Source organism: Enterobacter sp. FW301-JW81, assembly GCF_058788735.1.
In genome coordinates, this window is sequence record NZ_JBYTBA010000006.1 from 163750 (window position 1) to 180533 (window position 16784).

General features: G+C 55.3%; 20 protein-coding genes. 8 read left to right on the plus strand and 12 right to left on the minus strand.

From position 1 onward, the window contains the following. Positions 1-18: 18 nt before the first annotated feature. Positions 19-369 (minus strand): flagellar basal body rod protein FlgB, encoded by a 351-nt coding sequence (gene flgB, locus AC3WOK_RS18725; protein WP_059310346.1) that lies wholly within the window; start codon positions 367-369, stop codon positions 19-21. A gap of 76 nt (positions 370-445) precedes the next feature. Between flgB and flgA the strand changes: the two genes are divergently transcribed. The 4 genes from flgA to AC3WOK_RS18745 all read left to right on the plus strand — a co-directional run bounded on the left by flgA (position 446) and on the right by AC3WOK_RS18745 (position 3169). Beyond that, positions 446-1231, plus strand: a complete 786-nt coding sequence (gene flgA, locus AC3WOK_RS18730; RefSeq protein WP_059310345.1) for a flagellar basal body P-ring formation chaperone FlgA — start codon at positions 446-448, stop codon at positions 1229-1231. A gap of 132 nt (positions 1232-1363) precedes the next feature. Beyond that, a complete protein-coding gene (flgM, locus tag AC3WOK_RS18735) occupies positions 1364-1636 on the plus strand; it encodes a flagellar biosynthesis anti-sigma factor FlgM (RefSeq protein WP_047347537.1) in 273 nt (90 codons plus the stop codon). A gap of 2 nt (positions 1637-1638) precedes the next feature. After that, complete coding sequence (locus tag AC3WOK_RS18740; RefSeq protein WP_492354945.1) at positions 1639-2100, plus strand: flagellar protein FlgN; 462 nt, start codon at positions 1639-1641, stop codon at positions 2098-2100. Between the two features lie 10 nt (positions 2101-2110). After that, complete coding sequence (locus AC3WOK_RS18745; RefSeq protein ID WP_492354946.1) at positions 2111-3169, plus strand: CDP-glycerol glycerophosphotransferase family protein; 1059 nt, start codon at positions 2111-2113, stop codon at positions 3167-3169. Between the two features lie 63 nt (positions 3170-3232). On the opposite strand, the gene AC3WOK_RS18750 is transcribed toward AC3WOK_RS18745, so the two are convergent. From AC3WOK_RS18750 to AC3WOK_RS18800, 11 genes are all read right to left on the minus strand, one after another. Further along, entirely contained in the window at positions 3233-3637 is a 405-nt protein-coding gene (locus AC3WOK_RS18750) for an FAD synthase family protein (protein ID WP_059310342.1), read from the minus strand. Next, positions 3634-4851 (minus strand): CDP-glycerol glycerophosphotransferase family protein, encoded by a 1218-nt coding sequence (locus AC3WOK_RS18755; RefSeq protein ID WP_065366297.1) that lies wholly within the window; start codon positions 4849-4851, stop codon positions 3634-3636. Before AC3WOK_RS18755 ends, AC3WOK_RS18750 begins: the two co-directional genes overlap by 4 nt. Before the next feature lie 83 nt (positions 4852-4934). Further along, positions 4935-5876: a hypothetical protein gene (locus tag AC3WOK_RS18760; protein WP_492354947.1), complete on the minus strand. Its 942-nt coding sequence runs from the start codon at positions 5874-5876 to the stop codon at positions 4935-4937. 26 nt (positions 5877-5902) lie between these two features. Beyond that, positions 5903-7324: a glycosyltransferase family 2 protein gene (locus AC3WOK_RS18765; RefSeq protein ID WP_492354948.1), complete on the minus strand. Its 1422-nt coding sequence runs from the start codon at positions 7322-7324 to the stop codon at positions 5903-5905. A 5-nt stretch (positions 7325-7329) separates the two neighbouring features. After that, a complete protein-coding gene (gene fliJ / locus AC3WOK_RS18770; RefSeq protein ID WP_047347531.1) occupies positions 7330-7776 on the minus strand; it encodes a flagellar export protein FliJ in 447 nt (148 codons plus the stop codon). A 5-nt stretch (positions 7777-7781) separates the two neighbouring features. Next, a complete protein-coding gene (fliI, locus tag AC3WOK_RS18775; RefSeq protein ID WP_063430828.1) occupies positions 7782-9101 on the minus strand; it encodes a flagellar protein export ATPase FliI in 1320 nt (439 codons plus the stop codon). Continuing rightward, entirely contained in the window at positions 9088-9846 is a 759-nt protein-coding gene (fliH, locus tag AC3WOK_RS18780; RefSeq protein WP_492354949.1) for a flagellar assembly protein FliH, read from the minus strand. Before fliH ends, fliI begins: the two co-directional genes overlap by 14 nt. Positions 9847-9848: 2 nt before the next feature. After that, positions 9849-10874: a flagellar motor switch protein FliG gene (locus AC3WOK_RS18785; RefSeq protein ID WP_047347528.1), complete on the minus strand. Its 1026-nt coding sequence runs from the start codon at positions 10872-10874 to the stop codon at positions 9849-9851. After that, complete coding sequence (gene fliF / locus AC3WOK_RS18790) at positions 10843-12534, minus strand: flagellar basal-body MS-ring/collar protein FliF (protein WP_492354950.1); 1692 nt, start codon at positions 12532-12534, stop codon at positions 10843-10845. Before fliF ends, AC3WOK_RS18785 begins: the two co-directional genes overlap by 32 nt. A 10-nt stretch (positions 12535-12544) precedes the next feature. Continuing rightward, positions 12545-12913, minus strand: coding sequence for a flagellar hook-basal body complex protein FliE (fliE, locus tag AC3WOK_RS18795; RefSeq protein ID WP_492354951.1), 369 nt, complete (start codon positions 12911-12913; stop codon positions 12545-12547). Positions 12914-12931: 18 nt separating this feature from the next. Beyond that, entirely contained in the window at positions 12932-13960 is a 1029-nt protein-coding gene (locus tag AC3WOK_RS18800) for a sigma-54 interaction domain-containing protein (protein WP_059310334.1), read from the minus strand. A gap of 629 nt (positions 13961-14589) precedes the next feature. On the opposite strand from AC3WOK_RS18800, the gene AC3WOK_RS18805 reads away from it, so the two are divergent. From AC3WOK_RS18805 to fliQ, 4 genes are read left to right on the plus strand one after another with little or no spacing between them, the layout of a single operon-like run. Further along, on the plus strand, positions 14590-15354 hold the full coding sequence (locus tag AC3WOK_RS18805; protein ID WP_235836456.1) for a FliM/FliN family flagellar motor switch protein: 765 nt from the start codon (positions 14590-14592) through the stop codon (positions 15352-15354). A gap of 1 nt (position 15355) precedes the next feature. Next, complete coding sequence (fliN, locus tag AC3WOK_RS18810; protein WP_047347523.1) at positions 15356-15754, plus strand: flagellar motor switch protein FliN; 399 nt, start codon at positions 15356-15358, stop codon at positions 15752-15754. Continuing rightward, positions 15751-16506 (plus strand): flagellar type III secretion system pore protein FliP, encoded by a 756-nt coding sequence (gene fliP, locus AC3WOK_RS18815; RefSeq protein ID WP_492354952.1) that lies wholly within the window; start codon positions 15751-15753, stop codon positions 16504-16506. Before fliN ends, fliP begins: the two co-directional genes overlap by 4 nt. A 2-nt stretch (positions 16507-16508) precedes the next feature. Beyond that, positions 16509-16781, plus strand: coding sequence for a flagellar biosynthesis protein FliQ (fliQ, locus tag AC3WOK_RS18820; protein WP_047347521.1), 273 nt, complete (start codon positions 16509-16511; stop codon positions 16779-16781). Positions 16782-16784 lie beyond the last annotated feature (3 nt).

A 16784-nucleotide genomic window follows, 5' to 3' on the forward strand; every position in this document is an offset into this window, starting at 1 on the left:
GTGGTTACCTGCGTTGGATTACTTGCCGTCAATGGCCTTCTTGAGGCCAGTGAACTTCATGTTTAAAAAAGCCAGGCTCATCTGATAGTCCTGAGTGTTCTTCGCAAACTCGGCCTGCTCGACGTTCAGCGAAACGGTGTTGCCGTCCGACGCCGGTTGATAAGGCACCCGATACATCTCATGCGGGGTCGACTGAAAGGAAAAACTCGACCGTGAGCGTTGCATCTCGGAGGCAAAATCAATATCTTTAGCCTGGAAGTTGGGGGTATCAACGTTCGCCAGATTGGCTGAAAGCAACTCTGCTCGGGAAAGTCGAAGTGCTACAGCCTGTGGATGAACGCCCAATGCTTTGTCAAAAGTAATACTCACAATTCACACCCTCGTGATGCTAAAACCTGCATGCTCTGCGATTTAATAGCAATTTCCATGCCAAGGTTTTAATTACATGATTTATAATGATATTCTTCTTTTTTTTAGCCTCAGGGTGAAAAGGTATTTCCGCTTCCTCGTGGCGCTTTCCCTGCTGTCGTTTTCTGGCCTTGCCGCAGCCGAGGGGGTTCAACCCGTCAGCGCACGCAAGCAGATTTTTGCCACCGTCCAGCAGCACGCGACGGACATCATTCGCCAGGAAGCCAAACGCCGTCGGTGGCCTGACTACCAGGCGAAGATGAATCTGTTTATCCCTTCTGAAGCCACGCAGTACGCCGCATGCCCGGCAAAACTGGCCGTCTCTCTGCCTGCCGGCGACCGTCTTGACATCAACCGCCTGCGCTTTGACGTACGCTGTGAGGGCCCCGGCGGCTGGGATATTCCCGTTACCGTGAAGCCGGATATTTATCTGCCGGTGCTCGTGGCTAAAAGCCCGCTCGAACGCGGCCAGGTGGTCAACGCCGACAGCATCACGATCAAAAAGCTCAACGTCAGCAGCCTGCGCGGGGAGTATGTGACCGAGCCGAACGACATCATCGGCATGACCGCCAAACGCCGCATCCGTGACCGACAGCCGATTACGCTTTCACAGCTGGAATCACCGCTGCTGGTTGAACGCGGCCAGCGCGTGCTGATGATCGCCGCGCAAAACGGCGTGGAGGCCCGAACGATGGGTGAAGCCATGAAGAAGGGGCGCAAAGGCGAAATCATTAAGGTAAAAAATGAGGCTAGCGGACGCGTGGTGAGCGCCATTGTGTCGGACAGTGGCGTGGTGACGATGGTGTATGCCAGCGGCAGGTAAAAATCTTGCCGCCACGTTTAAGTTAACCGCCTGCCTGGCCGCTCTTTACAGACAACGGCACAGGAAGCAGGACTTCCGCAGGGCAAGGTTCATACACAACCTGACCCACACTATGAGCATGAGGGCGAAGCGATGAAAGTAGCAGCAACACAGTACAACCTGGCCACCGCGATCAATAACGCCAGCAGTGCAGAACAGACGCGCACCGTGGCGCAGGAAGGGTCCCGCGTGACGCGCAGCGCCGCTATCGATCCGGTACTGGGTGACGCACAAAAACAGCTAAACGCGCTGCCTGACGTGGACATGGCGCGTGTCGCCGAAATGAAAGACGCCATCAGCAGCGGCAAAATCAGCATCAATATTGATTCGCTGGCCGATGCAATGCAGAAGTATTTCCAGAGGTAATTATGACTAACGCCGCCCAGCGCGTTAAAACCCTGATTCAGGATATGGCTGAAGATCGTAAGCACTACCATGCCCTGACCGCCCTGCTTGAAACACAGCGCCGCCATATTGTCGCCCACGACGCTGCGGCGCTGGACACGCTCAACGCGCAGGTGATGGCGCTGTACCAGCAACTCTCAAAAAATAGCCGGCAGCGCCACACGCTGCTGAACGAACTGGGTATCAGCCCGAATGCCGAAGGCATGAAGCTGCTGATCGCCCGTCTGCCGGCCGCCCACCGGTCAACCGTGTCGGCCCTCTGGTATGGACTCCAGCAGCAGGCCACCGCCTGCCAGCGCGCCAACGACTACAACGGTGCGCTGATGAGTATGCAACAGGAGATCCTGGGGAATTTGCTGAACCGCAGCGCGCCGGAGAATTGGTTGTATCAGGATGTACTATCGCCGACCGCCCCCGCTAAATAACATGATAAAAATGCCTATTATTAGCAAAGATATTTGCATTGGTTTCTTCATGGAAACGTCGTTTCACTTTGAAGTTTACCGTAATATTATTGCCGCATTGCTGAAGCAAAACATCCGCTGTGAACTTGTCATTAATGACGTAATCGAGCCGGAATTTGTTAGCGAAATGCTGACATCGCTGGAGAAGATAAAGATTGCCGGACTCGACTGTACGCTATTGTCGGCAGCCTTAAATCACTCAAAAACCTACAGCTGTATGGTCACTCCCTACTATCTGCAATATCTGGAGGGTATCGCGAATGTTCATGTACGAACGCTGTATGGGTTAGCGAAAAACCAGTGGAACCATGCACCCTGGAATGAAAAATACAGTGCTATATTATGTTATAGCCACTATACAAAAAAATCACTGTCGCTGGACGATAAAACGTATATTGTTGGTAATCCGAGGTTTGATGACTGGCACAATAATAATTACGCCAACACGTTACCGGAAAATATCAGCATTCAGCCTGAGAAGAAGACTATTCTCTATGCACCGACTTACGGTGAGCTAAGCTCAATTATCCCCTGGGCCGAAAAGCTAAGCCGGTTAAGCCATGAATATAATATAATTACAAAATTACATCATGGTACGTTGTATAAAAAATCTGAAGCAATCGCCCTTAAAACCGTCAGACGACACATCAAGAACATTGTCACCGACAGCAATGTGACCTTTTCCCTGCTCGAAAAAGCCGATTACGTTATCACCGATAATAGCGGTTTTATCTTTGATGCTATCAATGCTGATACAAAGATAATTCTGCTGGACTGGCCAGGCATGGAGACGCTGCTCGCGGAGGGAAAATCATTCAGCTCCGTTGATAGCCCCGAACAGCAGGTACGAGCGTTTATGCCCGTCGCTCGCGATATGGTCGATCTTCGTCGCTACCTTGCCGATGACTACCCCTGGCAGGAGCACGCCGGCCAACTTCAGCATATTAAAACAGAGTACTGTGACGCCTTTAATGACGGGATGGCGGGTCAGAGAGCCGCGCAGGTGATTATCGATTCGATATATAGCTAGCGCGGTACGCCCCCTTTTATTACAAGCCGACGTCGAGCCAATATTGATCGATGTCGGTTACCTTCAACAGGCGGCTCTGGTGTCCTGGATGATTTCAATGACCGACGTTGTCGACACGGAAGGCGTTCGTGCCAGATACACAACCTTAACGATGTCGGAAAGATAATCAAATCTCCCCTCCCAGTCGTCGCCCATGACCAGCACGCCGGCAGAATGTTCCTTAATGTATTCAGCCTTTAGCTCCAGTGACTCCTCCAGGAAAACATCGTCAACATATCTGATGCCCTGAATAATAGATAACCTGTCACCTTCACTATAAATTGGAAAGCGGCCTTTCTTTTTAACATTTAACGCATCTGAAGAAACGCCAACGATCAGACGATCGCCCAGCGCCTTTGCTCGCCTGAGAATATTCAGATGGCCAACGTGAAAAACGTCAAAAGTGCCAAACGTGATTATATTTTTCATCCATCATATTCCTCAACGCTATAATAAGCGTTATTTGCCATGACTGAATCCACCTCACTGTTAAGAAGATTAATTAGGCCGGAACACGCGTCTGCATTATCTCCCGGAAACAGTAAATCCGCCATTTTCTTTCTCAGAGCCTGTTTATCATCACGATATAGTGCGTTATTGAGAACGTCTTCTACGTTTTCATCCGTAAACAACCAGGCGAAATCAACTTCAGGAATCAGCGTAAAATCAGGTTCAAACGAGCGATGCGTCTGACCGTTAAAGTCTAAGCGCATCACCGGTTTTCCTGTCAGAAGAAAGTCAAACATGATTGATGAATAATCTGTAACAAGCACATCGAAGTGACGCATCACCGGGTAAAGATCGAGACCTGGATTAATGTAGAAGCAGTTCTGACTAAGCGCCTTACATTCCTGATCGTTTATATAGAGCGGATGGCTCTTAATAAAAAGCGATGCATTATTTACCTTACAGGCTTTTGCTAATTGCGTGATGAATGCCATGCTATTGGTGATCAGGGTGTTCTCACTACGCTGCCATGTGGGTGCGAAAAACACTTTCTTACGCTGCGGATTCAATAATTCGCTAAGAATACTGCCCGGTATATCAGCGCCTATATACTCATTTTCCGTTGCAGGACGAACCAATACCTCATTACGTGGATACCCCGCTCGAATGATTCGCTTACAGCCAAAGGCGCGGCGGAAAAAAGCGTCCAGGTGCGGGGATGTACTCACGACACAATCGGCGCGGGTTGCAAAATCCAGGGGCCTTCTGAAATCATAGTCACCGACGTCCAGATGCTGCACCAATTCTAAAAGAAGGTGTTTCACCGATACGCCGTGCCATAGCTGAATTTGTCTGGCCCCCTGAAGGCAGGAAAATAGCTCTTCGCTGCCATTCAGGCTTTGCGAAGGGTTAACCGAAAACACGGCAACCGCGGCAGAGAGGAATAACCGAATCGTTTCCGATAGCGTATCCTGCGAAATCAACTGGCAAGGCAACCCTTTTTTCTGCAGCTCTGCAATTAATGTTTCCTGACAGCTACACCATATACAACGAAAGTTTCCCTTCTGTTCCAGAGCCTTTAAATAAAGATATTTAGTATTGTCACTAAACTCTTCACGCCCAAAAAAAAGCACTATTCTTTCTTTAGGCACTTTTTCCGAGAGTCGATGTAAGCGAGAAGGCAATTCCATATTCATTTATTCAGGCTCTGCAAAATTATTCATTTTTTCGGATTACGTTATGGACGTTCGTTACGATTTACGCCGCCAGCGCAGTGAGGTTACAACAGCGACAGCCCGCACAGCAGGCTGTAATCCGCCGTATTATCTTCGTCGGCGGCAAAAGGATTCTCCTGCTGCCAGCCGCGAAGCGCGCTAATCAGCAGCGCCACGTCGTCCTGGGTTAACGCGCCCTGCTCGCTGCGCATGGCGCACAGCATTTTGATGTGGAAGAACTGCCGCGCCAGCCCCAGCAGCGCTTCGCCGCAGTTGGCGCAGTTCACGCCAGGGAAAACATCGTTATACAACGTATAAATCAACATATTGCGCAGGATATAGGGATGCTCATGCAACAGCGCGATACTCGCCCACTCGGCTTCCAGCTTCTGCAGACGCTCCGCGAGGCGCGCAGGCTGCATGATCGACAGCTCGCTCAGCTTAAGCGCCATCCCCATCTTCTCCACCATTGGCAGGTTCAGGTTGAGGCGCATCGTGCCCATCGCATTGAGCGCAGCCGTACGGTTCACGGCAATCGGCGGCAGCATCGCGAACTGCTGCGTTAAAACGCCCTGTTCCGCAAGCGTAGCCAGCTGCTCTCCCATGCTCACCAGCTGCGCCGGGTCGCTGTCGCCGTTATCCAGATACTGCTGTGCTTTACTGAGCAGCACGCCAATGCCGTACAGGCTCGCTTCCAGCGTCAGCGCCGGGTGTATGGCGAGGTTAACGCACTGCTGATTGAGCGCCGCGCTCCAGGGAGAGAGCATCTCTTCACTCTGCGATTCCCGCTGAGCGGTATGCAAAACAAACGCGTCCGGACTGAACAGCATCTCGCTGGCCGCCGTTGCACAGCCAATATCGAGACTCTCGCGCTGCTGGTTTTTCAGCTTCACGCTGATATGCGGCCAGCCCTCGCCGCCGCGCTGGCAGGCCGGACATTCGCATGCGGCTTCCCGCGCGTCAAAACGCGACACAAATTCAGGTAAGTAGTGTTCAATCAGTTCCATGTTCGTTCTCTTTTGGCAGTCGCGGGTTAACGGTGTTTACGGAAGAACCAGTGCGTGCAGTCGACAGGCTCGCCGCTTTTGGGATCGGGGTAATGCTGCAGAAAGGCGAAGCTCGGGCTGAAGCCCAGCCACAGCGCGTTTCTGCTCATTAGCGCAGCCCAGCAGCGGTCGAGGCTGACCTGCTGTTCCGTCGCCTGGCGATAGGCATCCAGCAGCGCATCGTAGTAGCCGGCATTTACCGCATAGGCGCACGCGCAGCCCGCATTAAAGATCCGTGCCACTCCCGGCAGTGACTGGGTTGGCGTGAAGTTTTCATAACGGCCGCCCAGCAGCAGCATCTGCCAGTCCACCTGGTCGAGTCCGTTGAGCAGTTTGTTAACGTTGTGGATCGCGTTCTCTTTTCTGACAAAGCGCAGCTCCGCGTCCAGCAGCACGACGTTTTTCCAGCCCTGCTGCTTTGCATGGGAAATCACCTCGGAGTGGGTCGCCCGCTCGCCGGCTTCTGCCGTTTCTGCCTGGGCTTTTGCCACCGGCCAGAGCTGTCCCGCCTCTGCGCCCAGCGCCATCAGGGCTTCACGGCACGCCGGAAGCGGGTCTTCCTGCTGCGGGTCATACAATACGGCGATTTTCTCAAACGCCGACCAGTTGACCCGGGTCGCGAGCGGCGCGGTGCTCAGGCGACGGTAATGGGCCAGCAGGTTGGGGTCGCTGACAAAATCTTCCAGCGTCAGATCGACCGGCGTTGAGCTGTCCAGAATGAAATCTTTATCGTAGGTATTGCTGCTGTGCGAGATGCAGAGGATGGTTCGCTTCGGGTCAATCTGCTGCACCGGCGTCGTAAAGTTATTCAGGAAGCCCACCTCCTCCGCCTTCATCGCCTCATCGTCATAACGATGGTTTTTCAGCAGGTTACGGTGATAGCCAAAGGTGCCGTTGAGCGCGTGACGGGCCCCGAAGGGATGGGTCAGGTAGATTTTATCCAGATGGCTGTACCAGATATAAATCTGGTCGCTGCCGGAAAACAGCGCGCGGTGGGTCTGCATCTGCGCCACCTGATGCGAAATCTTATCCGGCGCGTAATAGTCATCGTCATCGAAGCAGATAATGTACTCACCCGTCGCCAGCGCGTTGAGCCGGTTACGCTTATTGCCCAGCGTCAGCCGCTCCGGGCTGTGGATATACCGCACGTTCGGCTGCGACGGGTCGCTCATCATCTCAATGAGATCGGCATTGCTGGTGGGCGAGTCGTCGAGAATAATCAGCTCACGCCTGTCCGCCGGGTAGTCCTGGTACTGCCAGATATAGAGCAGATAGGGCAAAAACTCGCGGCGGTTGTAGGTCGGACAGATGACGCTGACAAACGGCGTCGGCAGCGGCTGCGTACGCTTCTGGCGTTCCAGCAGGGCGTTCATCAGGGAGGATGTAGTGTTTTTATGTGTGGTCGTCATAGCGTTTATCGTTGGCGAGCGGCGGCCTGCCGTTGGCGAAGCCAGCACTGAACAGAAACAGAATCGGTCATTTTTTGTTCTCGACGGGCTATCTCCATCCGTCGGTCGCTGCGTTTAGCATCCAGCACGATCGCCAGGCTTTTTTCCCGCTTTGCTTCGGCCAGCAGGTTACCCTGGATCTTTTCCGCTTCGAGTGAGGCCAGCGCCTGCTCTTGCTTCTGCCAGTCGATAACCCGCTGAATATTTTGCTTATATTTTGACTGGTTGATCATCATCGCGGCGCTGTTCGCGCTCTGCATCATCGTGTCCGATGCCAGCGTGGTCAGCGCATCAATGTTCTTCTCAAAGCGCTGACAGAGCTGCTTTTGCGAGGCCAACTTCAGCGTAAGATCGTCCACGGCGCGGGTGCGCATTTGCTGCAGCTGTTCCAGGGTAGAAATGAGTTTGCTCATGGTCGTTATCCTGCCTGCGCCAGCGCGCGTAAGTCAGTTACGGTGGCCTCAATCAGCGCCGCGTCGTGCACTTCCTGCTGTAAGAAGTGCATGATGGCCGGCGAAAGGCGTACAGCTTTATCCGCCAGCGGATCGGCGCCGGCCACATAGCCGCCCAGCGGAATCAGTGGCTTAATATTCTGGTATTCGGCGTACAGCTGTTTCAGGGTGCGCGCGGCCAGCTGATGCTCGCGCGTCGTCACCTGGCTCATGCAGCGGCTGATAGACTGGCCGATGTCGATGGCCGGATAGTGACCGGCCTCCGCCAGGTGGCGCGACAGCACGATGTGGCCGTCGAGCACCGCACGCGCGCAGTCGACGATGGGATCCTGCTGATCGTCACCCTCTGCCAGCACGGTATAAATCGCCGTCATCGAACCGTTACTCCCGCTGTTACCGGCACTCTCCACCAGGCGGGGGATCATGCTGAACGCAGAAGGCGGATAACCTTTGGTTGCGGGCGGTTCCCCCAGCGAAAGGGCAATCTCGCGCTGGGCCATGGCGTAGCGGGTCAGGGAGTCCACCAGCAGCAAAACGTCTTTGCCCTTGTCGCGGTAATAGCTGGCGATGGTGTGGCACAGCTCGGTGGCCTTGATGCGCATCAGGGGTGATTCATCCGCCGGTGCGGCGACAATCACCGATTTCGCCAGGCCCTCGGCCTGCAACGAATTCTCAATAAACTCTTTAACTTCGCGCCCGCGCTCGCCAATCAGCCCCACGACCACCACCTCGGCCTGGGTGTAGCGGGTAATCATCCCCAGCAGCACGCTTTTACCCACGCCGCTGCCCGCCATCAGCCCCACGCGCTGGCCTTTACCGACGGTCAGCAGGCCGTTAATCGCCCGCACGCCCACGTCCAGCGGCGTCTCCACCGGCTGTCGGCGCAGCGGGTGGATCTGCGGCAGCTGCTGCGGCAGCAGCGTGTCGCCGGCCAGTTTGCCCTTATCGTCCAGCGGTTCACCGAGGCCGTTAACGACGCGCCCAAGCCACTGGTCGCCAATCATCACGCCCTCGCTTTTACCGGCGGGAAAAACGCGCGCCCCGGCAATCAGCCCGGACGGCTGTTTAAACGGCATCAGGTAGGTGACCTCACGGTCAAACCCCACCACCTGCGCGTCCATCATCTCTTGATCGATGCTTTCGACGTGGCACAGCTGGCCGATCGCCAGCCGACAGCCCACGCACTCCAGCAGAATGCCGTTCACCCGCACCAGACGCCCGGCGACGCGCGCCAGGTCAATCTCTTCGATGGAGCGTAACGCCTGTTCGAAATCAAGGCTGCTCATGGGTCGCGTCCGGCAGCAGGTTGTCCTTCAGCACCGCCACGCACTGGTCGAGCCGGTGCTGACAACCCACATCGATTTCGATGGTATCGGTGATCACGCGGCATTCCCCCGGCTCCAGCGCCGGATCGGCGCTCAGCCCCCACTCCCGGGCTTTTTCCGGCTCCGCTTCGCTGATGCGGCGGAACTCTTCGCTGTTCAGCACCACGCGGATCTGCTCCGGCGGCTGCGGCAGGCTGGTCAGCGCCTCGTCCACCAGCGCGAGCAACTGGGTCGGTTGCAGCGCCAGCTCGCAGCGGATCACCTGGCGGGTCACTTTCTCCACCAGCTGCATTAACTCTTCACGGCGACGCTGTTCATAGCTCTCGAGGAAACGCTGAACGTCGGCGGTCATACGTTCAAACGGCGCGGCGGCCTCCAGAAACTGCTGGCGAGCCTGCTGTTTGCCTTCCGCCAGCCCTTTACGCATCCCCTCGTCAAAGCCGAGTCGTGCCCCTTCCTGGTAGCCTTCCTGCTTGCCCTCTTCCATTCCCTGCGCAAAGCCGCGGTTCATACCGTCGCGGAAGCCTTCTTCCATCTGCCGCTGATGCTCACCCGGGTCCTGCATAACCGCTGCATCGCCCTCGGCCGACGCCTGCGATGCCGCCCAGCGTTTGCGTAACGGCGGGAATTTATGCAGACGCGGCTTAACCACCGCCTGGCGTCGGGAGGTCAGCGCCTCCAGCGCGGGGCTCCTTTTCTTGAACATGGTTATTCCACCGTCTGTTCTGCGAAGAGCTGCACCTGGATCTCGCCCTCTTCCACCAGCTGGCGCAGGGTCTGCATGATCTCTTTTCGCACCTGCTCAATACGGCTGACCGGCACAGGCCCCATGCGGCTGGTGGTGCTTTGCAGCAAGGTCACCTGGCGCTTCGGCATCACGTTGAAAATGGCCTGACGCAGCACCGGCTCGGTCCCCTTCAGCGCCACGGCCCACTCTTCGATCGGCACTTCGTCCATCAGGCGCTGCAGCGTGGCTGGCGTCTGGCGGCTGAGAATAAAGAATTCGTACATTTCGTCCTGCAGATCGTCGACAACGCTTTCATCGCGCTCGCGCAGCTGCTCCAGCAGCTGCTGCTGATTGGAGGGAATACGGTTGACGATATTGGCCGCGTGCTTGATGCCCGCCACCTTTGAGCCATGCTCAGAGAGCACCGCGATGCCGCGGTCGATCAGGCGATCCAGCTCGTCGATCACGTCGCGGTTCACGTCGTCCAGGCGGGCGACGCGGTAGATAATTTCATCCTGCCGCTCGCGCGGCAGCACGCTCAGCACGCTGGCGGCAATGTCCGGCGGCAGGAAGGCCAGAAAAACCGCCTGCAGCTGCAGGTGCTCTTGCTCAATCAGCGCGGCCAGCTGGGGAATATCGACCCACTGCAGGCGCGCCATGCGGTAGCGGATCTCGTCGCCATAAATACCGTTTATCACGCTGCGGGCAATTTCACCGCCCAGCGCTTTTTCCAGAATGCTGCGCAGGTAGGAGCGCGACGCGCCGTTGATGCCGCTCTGCTCGCTGTAGTCGGAAAAGAAGTTGTTCATCGCCTGGCGCGCGTGGCTGACCTTCACGTCGTGCAGGCGCGCCATGGTTTCGCTAAGCAGCACCACCTCTTCGCGGGTGAGTTTCTGCATCACCTGCGCAGCCGCTTCTTCGCCCACGCTCATCAGCAAGATCGCCGCCTGCTCCAGGCGGCTACGCCCTTTGGCGTTACTGGTCCGGTTTGCTATTGCTTCGGTCATTGCTGTTAATCCATTGTTTCAGAACTTCTGCTACCCGCTCCGTTTCGCTCTGGGCCAGAACCTGGAGATACTCGACTTTGGTTTCCAGGCCAGAGCTTTGCGGCGGCAGCAAATCGTCATTATTGTTGAAGCCCGCTTTCGACAGCGTGGAAAGCCCGTTTTCAGCCACATACGCCTCGTCCGTCAGCAGCGCCGCGTCGTCCTGTGCGACGTCTTTCACGACGCGCTCGCGGCGCCCCATACGCTGAGCCAGCGGGCGGACGCCGAAGAACAGCGTCAGCAGAAGCAGCAGGCCAATACCGCCGTTCTGCCCCCAGTACTGCATATCCGGATCCTTCCACCATTTTTCGGCCAGCGGGCCGTCGCTCTGAGGCGCGCTAAAGGCCAGCACGTCCAGCGTTAACGCATCACCGCGCTGTTTATCGATCCCGGCGGCGCTTTCCACCAGGCGGGTAATAGAGGTCAACTGTTCGGGGGTGATTTTTGCCAGCGCGGGGGCGGTCTGATTAAGCGCCACGGCCACGCTCAGCTTCTCCAGCTTATAACCGGGATAGCGGATATGACGGATATCGCGGTCGAACGCATACTTGCGCTGCTCCTGGCTGCGGTTGCTCAGGGAGCGAGGATCGCTGGTGGTCGTGCTGGTGTTAGCCGCGGCGGCAGGCGCTGCCTGGCCGGTGGCCTGAGCTGCGGCCGCCTGCGGGTTCTGATTCACCGGGCGGTTACTTAACGAGCCGGGAATACCAAACGCCATTTCGTTGGTGCTGTTTTCCTGGCTTATCTGCTCGTCGCTCACGCGCGGGTCTTTGCCCAGCCGCTCCTGCGTCTCCTCCACGCGGCTTAAGTCCACGGTCGGCGCAACGCTGATGCGGAAGTTCCCCTCGCCCACCAGGGAGGTCAGCAGCGTGGTGATGTTCTTGCGGGTATCTTCGCGAATGCGCTGCACGACGTCGTTGCCGGCGCGCGACCCCGTGAGTTTTCCATCCGGGCCTTCAATACCGTCTGAAAGCAGGTTGCCCGCCTGATCGACCACGCGAACGCTGCCTGGGGCCATGCCCGGCACCGAACCGGAAACCAGCTGCACAATAGAGGCCACCTGCTGGTCATCCAGCCGTTTGCCGTAGCGCAGCTGCACGATCACCGACGCGCTGCTGCTCGGTTTGTTGGTCAGGACGAACGAGCTGGACTCGCTCAGGCCAAGATGCACGCGGGCGTGTTCCACGGGATCGAGCGCCATAATGCTTTTCGCCAGCTCACCTTCCAGGCTGCGCTTGTAGCGCACGTTCTGGATGAACTGGCTGCTGCCGAGCATCTCTTCTTTATCCATCAGCTCGTAGCCGTCCGGCGTCGCGGCGCTGATGCCTTTTGCCGCCAGCGCCATGCGTGCCTGCGGTAGTTTGCTTTCGCTGACCAGAATCTGGCCGTTATCTGGGTTAACGCGGTAGGCAATATTTTCCGCGCCCAGTACCTCCACCACCTGTGAAACCGGGATCTGTTCCTGGGTGCCGTAAAGGGCAACGTAACCCTGATTGTGGTTCCACAGCGAGGCGACGATCCCGAGCGCCAGCGCCGCGCCGCCGGCAATCGCCAGCAGTTTGCGGTTGTTGACGCCAGAGGGCAGAGAGAGCGCGGGGAGACGAGCTTTGATTTTGTTTAACACGGTACAAACCTTACAGCGAAATATTCATCACTTCGTCCAGCGCGCTATTGAGCTTATTGCGCACCTGCATCATGGCCGAAAAGGCCACGCTGGCTTTCTGGCTCTCAATCATGGCACCGGCTAAATCGTCGCTTTGTCCCAAATCGATCGCGGTTTGCTTTGCGCTGGCGCTGTGCTGCAACGCATCGACGTTGTCGATGGCGCTGTTCAGCACCCGCGAGAAAGAGACCGGGTCCGTACGGGTAAACGCGTCATTCGCTGGCGCTATCGTCGGGGAGAGGTTTACCGCACCGGCAGACGCCAGCGAGGCCGTGCGCTGCATACGTTCCAGCAGCGCCTGTTGCGCGGTGTTAATACCTGCGGCAGCTATTTTGTCCATGATTCGTTCCTTCTTGCCTCAGGAATAACATTCAATATCAATGCCTTCGTCGCGCATCGACGCAAGGCGATAGCGCAGCGCGCGAGGGGTAATGCCCAGGAACGCCGCCGTTTTCGATTTGTTGCCTTTATGGCGTTTTAACAGGTCGATGATGTACTGGTACTCCGCCATGCGGCCATGCAGCTTGACGTCGCGAATGGCAGAGCTGCTGTCCTGCTCCCGGTAGGCGGGCATCATGCCGACTGCCGGGTTTTCCGGCAGCGGTACGCGCGCCGCCAGGCCAAGATCGGCGGCTTTGATTTCGTCACCGTTGCCGAGGATCATGCCCCGCTGAATTACGTTCTCCAGCTCACGCACGTTGCCCGGCCAGTCATAGCTCAGCAGCGCGTTACGTGCGTCGTCGCTCAGACGCACGTCGCCTTTGTGAAAGGCGCGGTATTTCGCAATAAATTGCTGAACCAGCGGCAAAATATCCTGCTTGCGCTCGCGCAGCGGCGTGATATGAATAGGCACCACGGAAATACGGTAAAACAGATCCTGGCGAAAACGCCCTTCCGCAATTTCCTGCTGCAGATCTTTATTGGTTGAGGCAATCAGACGAATATCGAGCGGAATACGCTTGTGGCTTCCCAGTCGTTCGACTTCCTGCTCCTGCAAGACGCGTAATAATTTTGCCTGCAGTGACAGCGGCATATCGCCAATTTCATCCAGAAGTAACGTTCCGCCGTTGGCCTGCTCAAATTTTCCGGCCACGCTGGCGACCGCGCCCGTAAATGCCCCTTTTTCGTAGCCAAATAAAATGGCTTCCAGCATGCTTTCCGGGATCGCCGCACAATTAACGCCAACATACGGCGCACCGCGGGTGCAGGCATGTTCATGAATATATTTAGCAATACACTCTTTTCCTGTTCCCGTCTCGCCGGTGACCAATACTGATACATTATATTTAGCAACGCGGCGGGCTAATGACATCACACCCACGCTGGCAGGGGAGGCGGCAATAAAGCCCTCTCCATTACGGTCTTCACGTTCAATGATAATGCTCATGCTGGAGTACCATTAAAAGAACTAAAAAAGAATAACTCGCTACATCTTTATTAACATCCACGACCGTTTATCCATTGTCTGCTGAATAATGGAAAACGTTTAAATAATGTTAATAAAAATTAAAACCTAATTTATTATCGCGAGGAAAGGAATCTTCCTGGAAAATATGTTGCCTAGTATACGTATCGTCTAAGAATTGTCTTATCTTTAATGCATATTAAAACATCAATCTTTATGATTCAATTGGTTAGCGTAGTTATTAATCAACCTTTTACCGGAAAAATAATTGATTAATAACCGTCAACGCCTTGCATTAAAAAGAAGAGAAAGGTCTAATCCTCAGCCTGAATAAAAAGGCATTTGGCTTTCGACAGGCAACGATCCTTCGATGCCAGTGATAAGCGTCACAACGTTTTCAAAACTCAAATGCATGCAGAAAAAATTTTCGTGATGAGTCGCAACGGTCGTCATCCTCGCGTTATTGTCACACCAGGAATTGTTATTAAAGCGGAATAATCATGTACCCTGCTTCAGAACGAATCAGAATCCACCAGCAGAATAACCTTCCTGAACTGGTTAAACTTGATGTCAGTAAACTCGGCCGCCCATGGCATAAGCTACCTAAATTAATGAATGATAGCTTTGATATCCTGGATGCACGCCTGAGCATTTACTTTCTGAAAAAATTACGGGTCAACGCCGCGTTAGAATCCATGACGTTTGTCATTGATAAGCATTATAAGAATGCGCAAATATTCTCTACGCCTTACGGGAATATTGGCTTTGTTATTGACCGTATTTTATTACTCAACGTCCTACATGATTATTATGGGCTGAGTAAAGACACCAACCATATAGCGCCTGATGAATCTTTACCGGTAACCAAAACGGAAGAGCGCCTTAAAAGCAAGCTGGGGCAAGAACTCACGTCGCTGATTATTTGCAAAGAAACGTTTGGCGAAGAGCTGGATATCAGGGTTGATTATTCCTCGGTCATTAATCAGTGGGTCTGGGGCATCACCTTTACCCTGGCCGGGTATAGCCACGGCAGTTTCACCGTGCTGCTCGACAATCATCATGTCGACCAGATGCTGGCGACGCTGCGCGCGCCGGACGGCAGCGCTCGGGCCGTTGAGCAGAGCATGAGCTTAAGCCCGGCGCAGATTGAACGCCTGTTCGACAGCCTGCCGCTGAAGCTGACCGGCCGCCTCGCCAGCCTTAACCTGACCGTTGCCCAGATTGCCGACATCAAACCCGGGGACATCATTCCCATCGCGTTAAATGAACCGGTACCGGTGTTTATCGGTAAAGAACAGATTTTTGAAGCCGCAATCGCCGAAGATCGCAGCAAGCTTTTCTTATGCGATATCCACGACAAGACAACCGAGAAGTAATATGAGTGATTTGCAACATGAGCTGAGCCAGTCTCTGGATCTGGACGACCTGAACCTGAGCGATATGCCGCAGGAAGAGACCGTTGAAGGCAATATCCGCCTCGATATGCAGCCTGAAATTCGTCATGCGCCGCAAACCGACGAACGCCGCATGGCGCTGTTCAGCCGTATTCCGGTGACGCTGACCCTGGAAGTGTCCTCCGTGGATATCTCGCTGGCCGAGCTGATGTCGGTAAACAGCGATTCCGTGATTGAGCTGGACAAAATGGCCGGCGAGCCGCTGGATATCAAAGTGAACGGCATTCCCTTCGGCAAAGCGGAAGTGGTCGTCCTGAACGACAAATACGGCCTGCGCATTATCGAGTTCAACGCAAAAGAACTGGGCGAGCTCACCCGATGAACCGCACGTTTTACCGCAGCGGCTGCTCGCTGCTGCTTCTGGCCAGCCTGCTGTTTGCCCCGTCGGTACTGGCGGCGAACGGTGACATTACGCTGTTCAGCACCACGGCGAACGGCGCCGGGCAGGATTACAACGTCAAAATTGAAATCCTGATCCTGATGACCCTGCTCGGCCTGCTGCCGATCATGGTGCTGATGATGACCTGTTTCACCCGCTTTATCATCGTACTGGCGATCCTGCGTCAGGCGCTGGGTCTGCAACAGAGTCCGCCCAACAAAATTCTTACCGGCATTGCGCTGGCGCTAACGCTGCTGGTGATGCGTCCGGTATGGACAACGATTTATGCCGACGCCGTCGAGCCGTTCCAGAATGACCAGATCACCCTGAAACAGGCGCTGGTCAACGCCGAAGCGCCGCTGAAAAAGTACATGCTGGCGCAAACCAACACTAAAGCGTTGGCGCAGGTCATGACCATCGCCGGGGTGGAAGGCGATGCCCGCGAGCAGGATCTGACCATCGTCACCCCGGCCTATCTGCTGAGCGAGCTAAAAACAGCCTTCCAGATTGGCTTTATGATCTACATCCCCTTCCTGGTTATCGACCTGATTGTCGCCAGTATTCTGATGGCAATGGGGATGATGATGCTGTCGCCACTCATCGTCTCGCTGCCGTTTAAGCTGATGCTGTTCGTGCTGTGCGACGGCTGGACGCTGATCGTTGGTACGCTCACCTCCAGCGTGCAGGGATTGTAGCGATGATGAACATGGACACGGCGGGCGACATCATGGCCTCCGGTATTCATCTGGTGCTGGTGATCTCCGCCGTTGCGATTATTCCCAGCCTTATCGTCGGCCTGTGCGTCAGTATTTTCCAGGCCACCACGCAGATTAACGAACAGACGCTGAGCTTCCTGCCGCGCCTGGTCGTGACGCTGGGCGTACTGATATTCGCCGGAAAATGGATGCTGACGCAGCTGGTGGATTTCACCGTCCAGATTTTTCATCAGGCGGCGGCACTGGTGGGCTAAGGC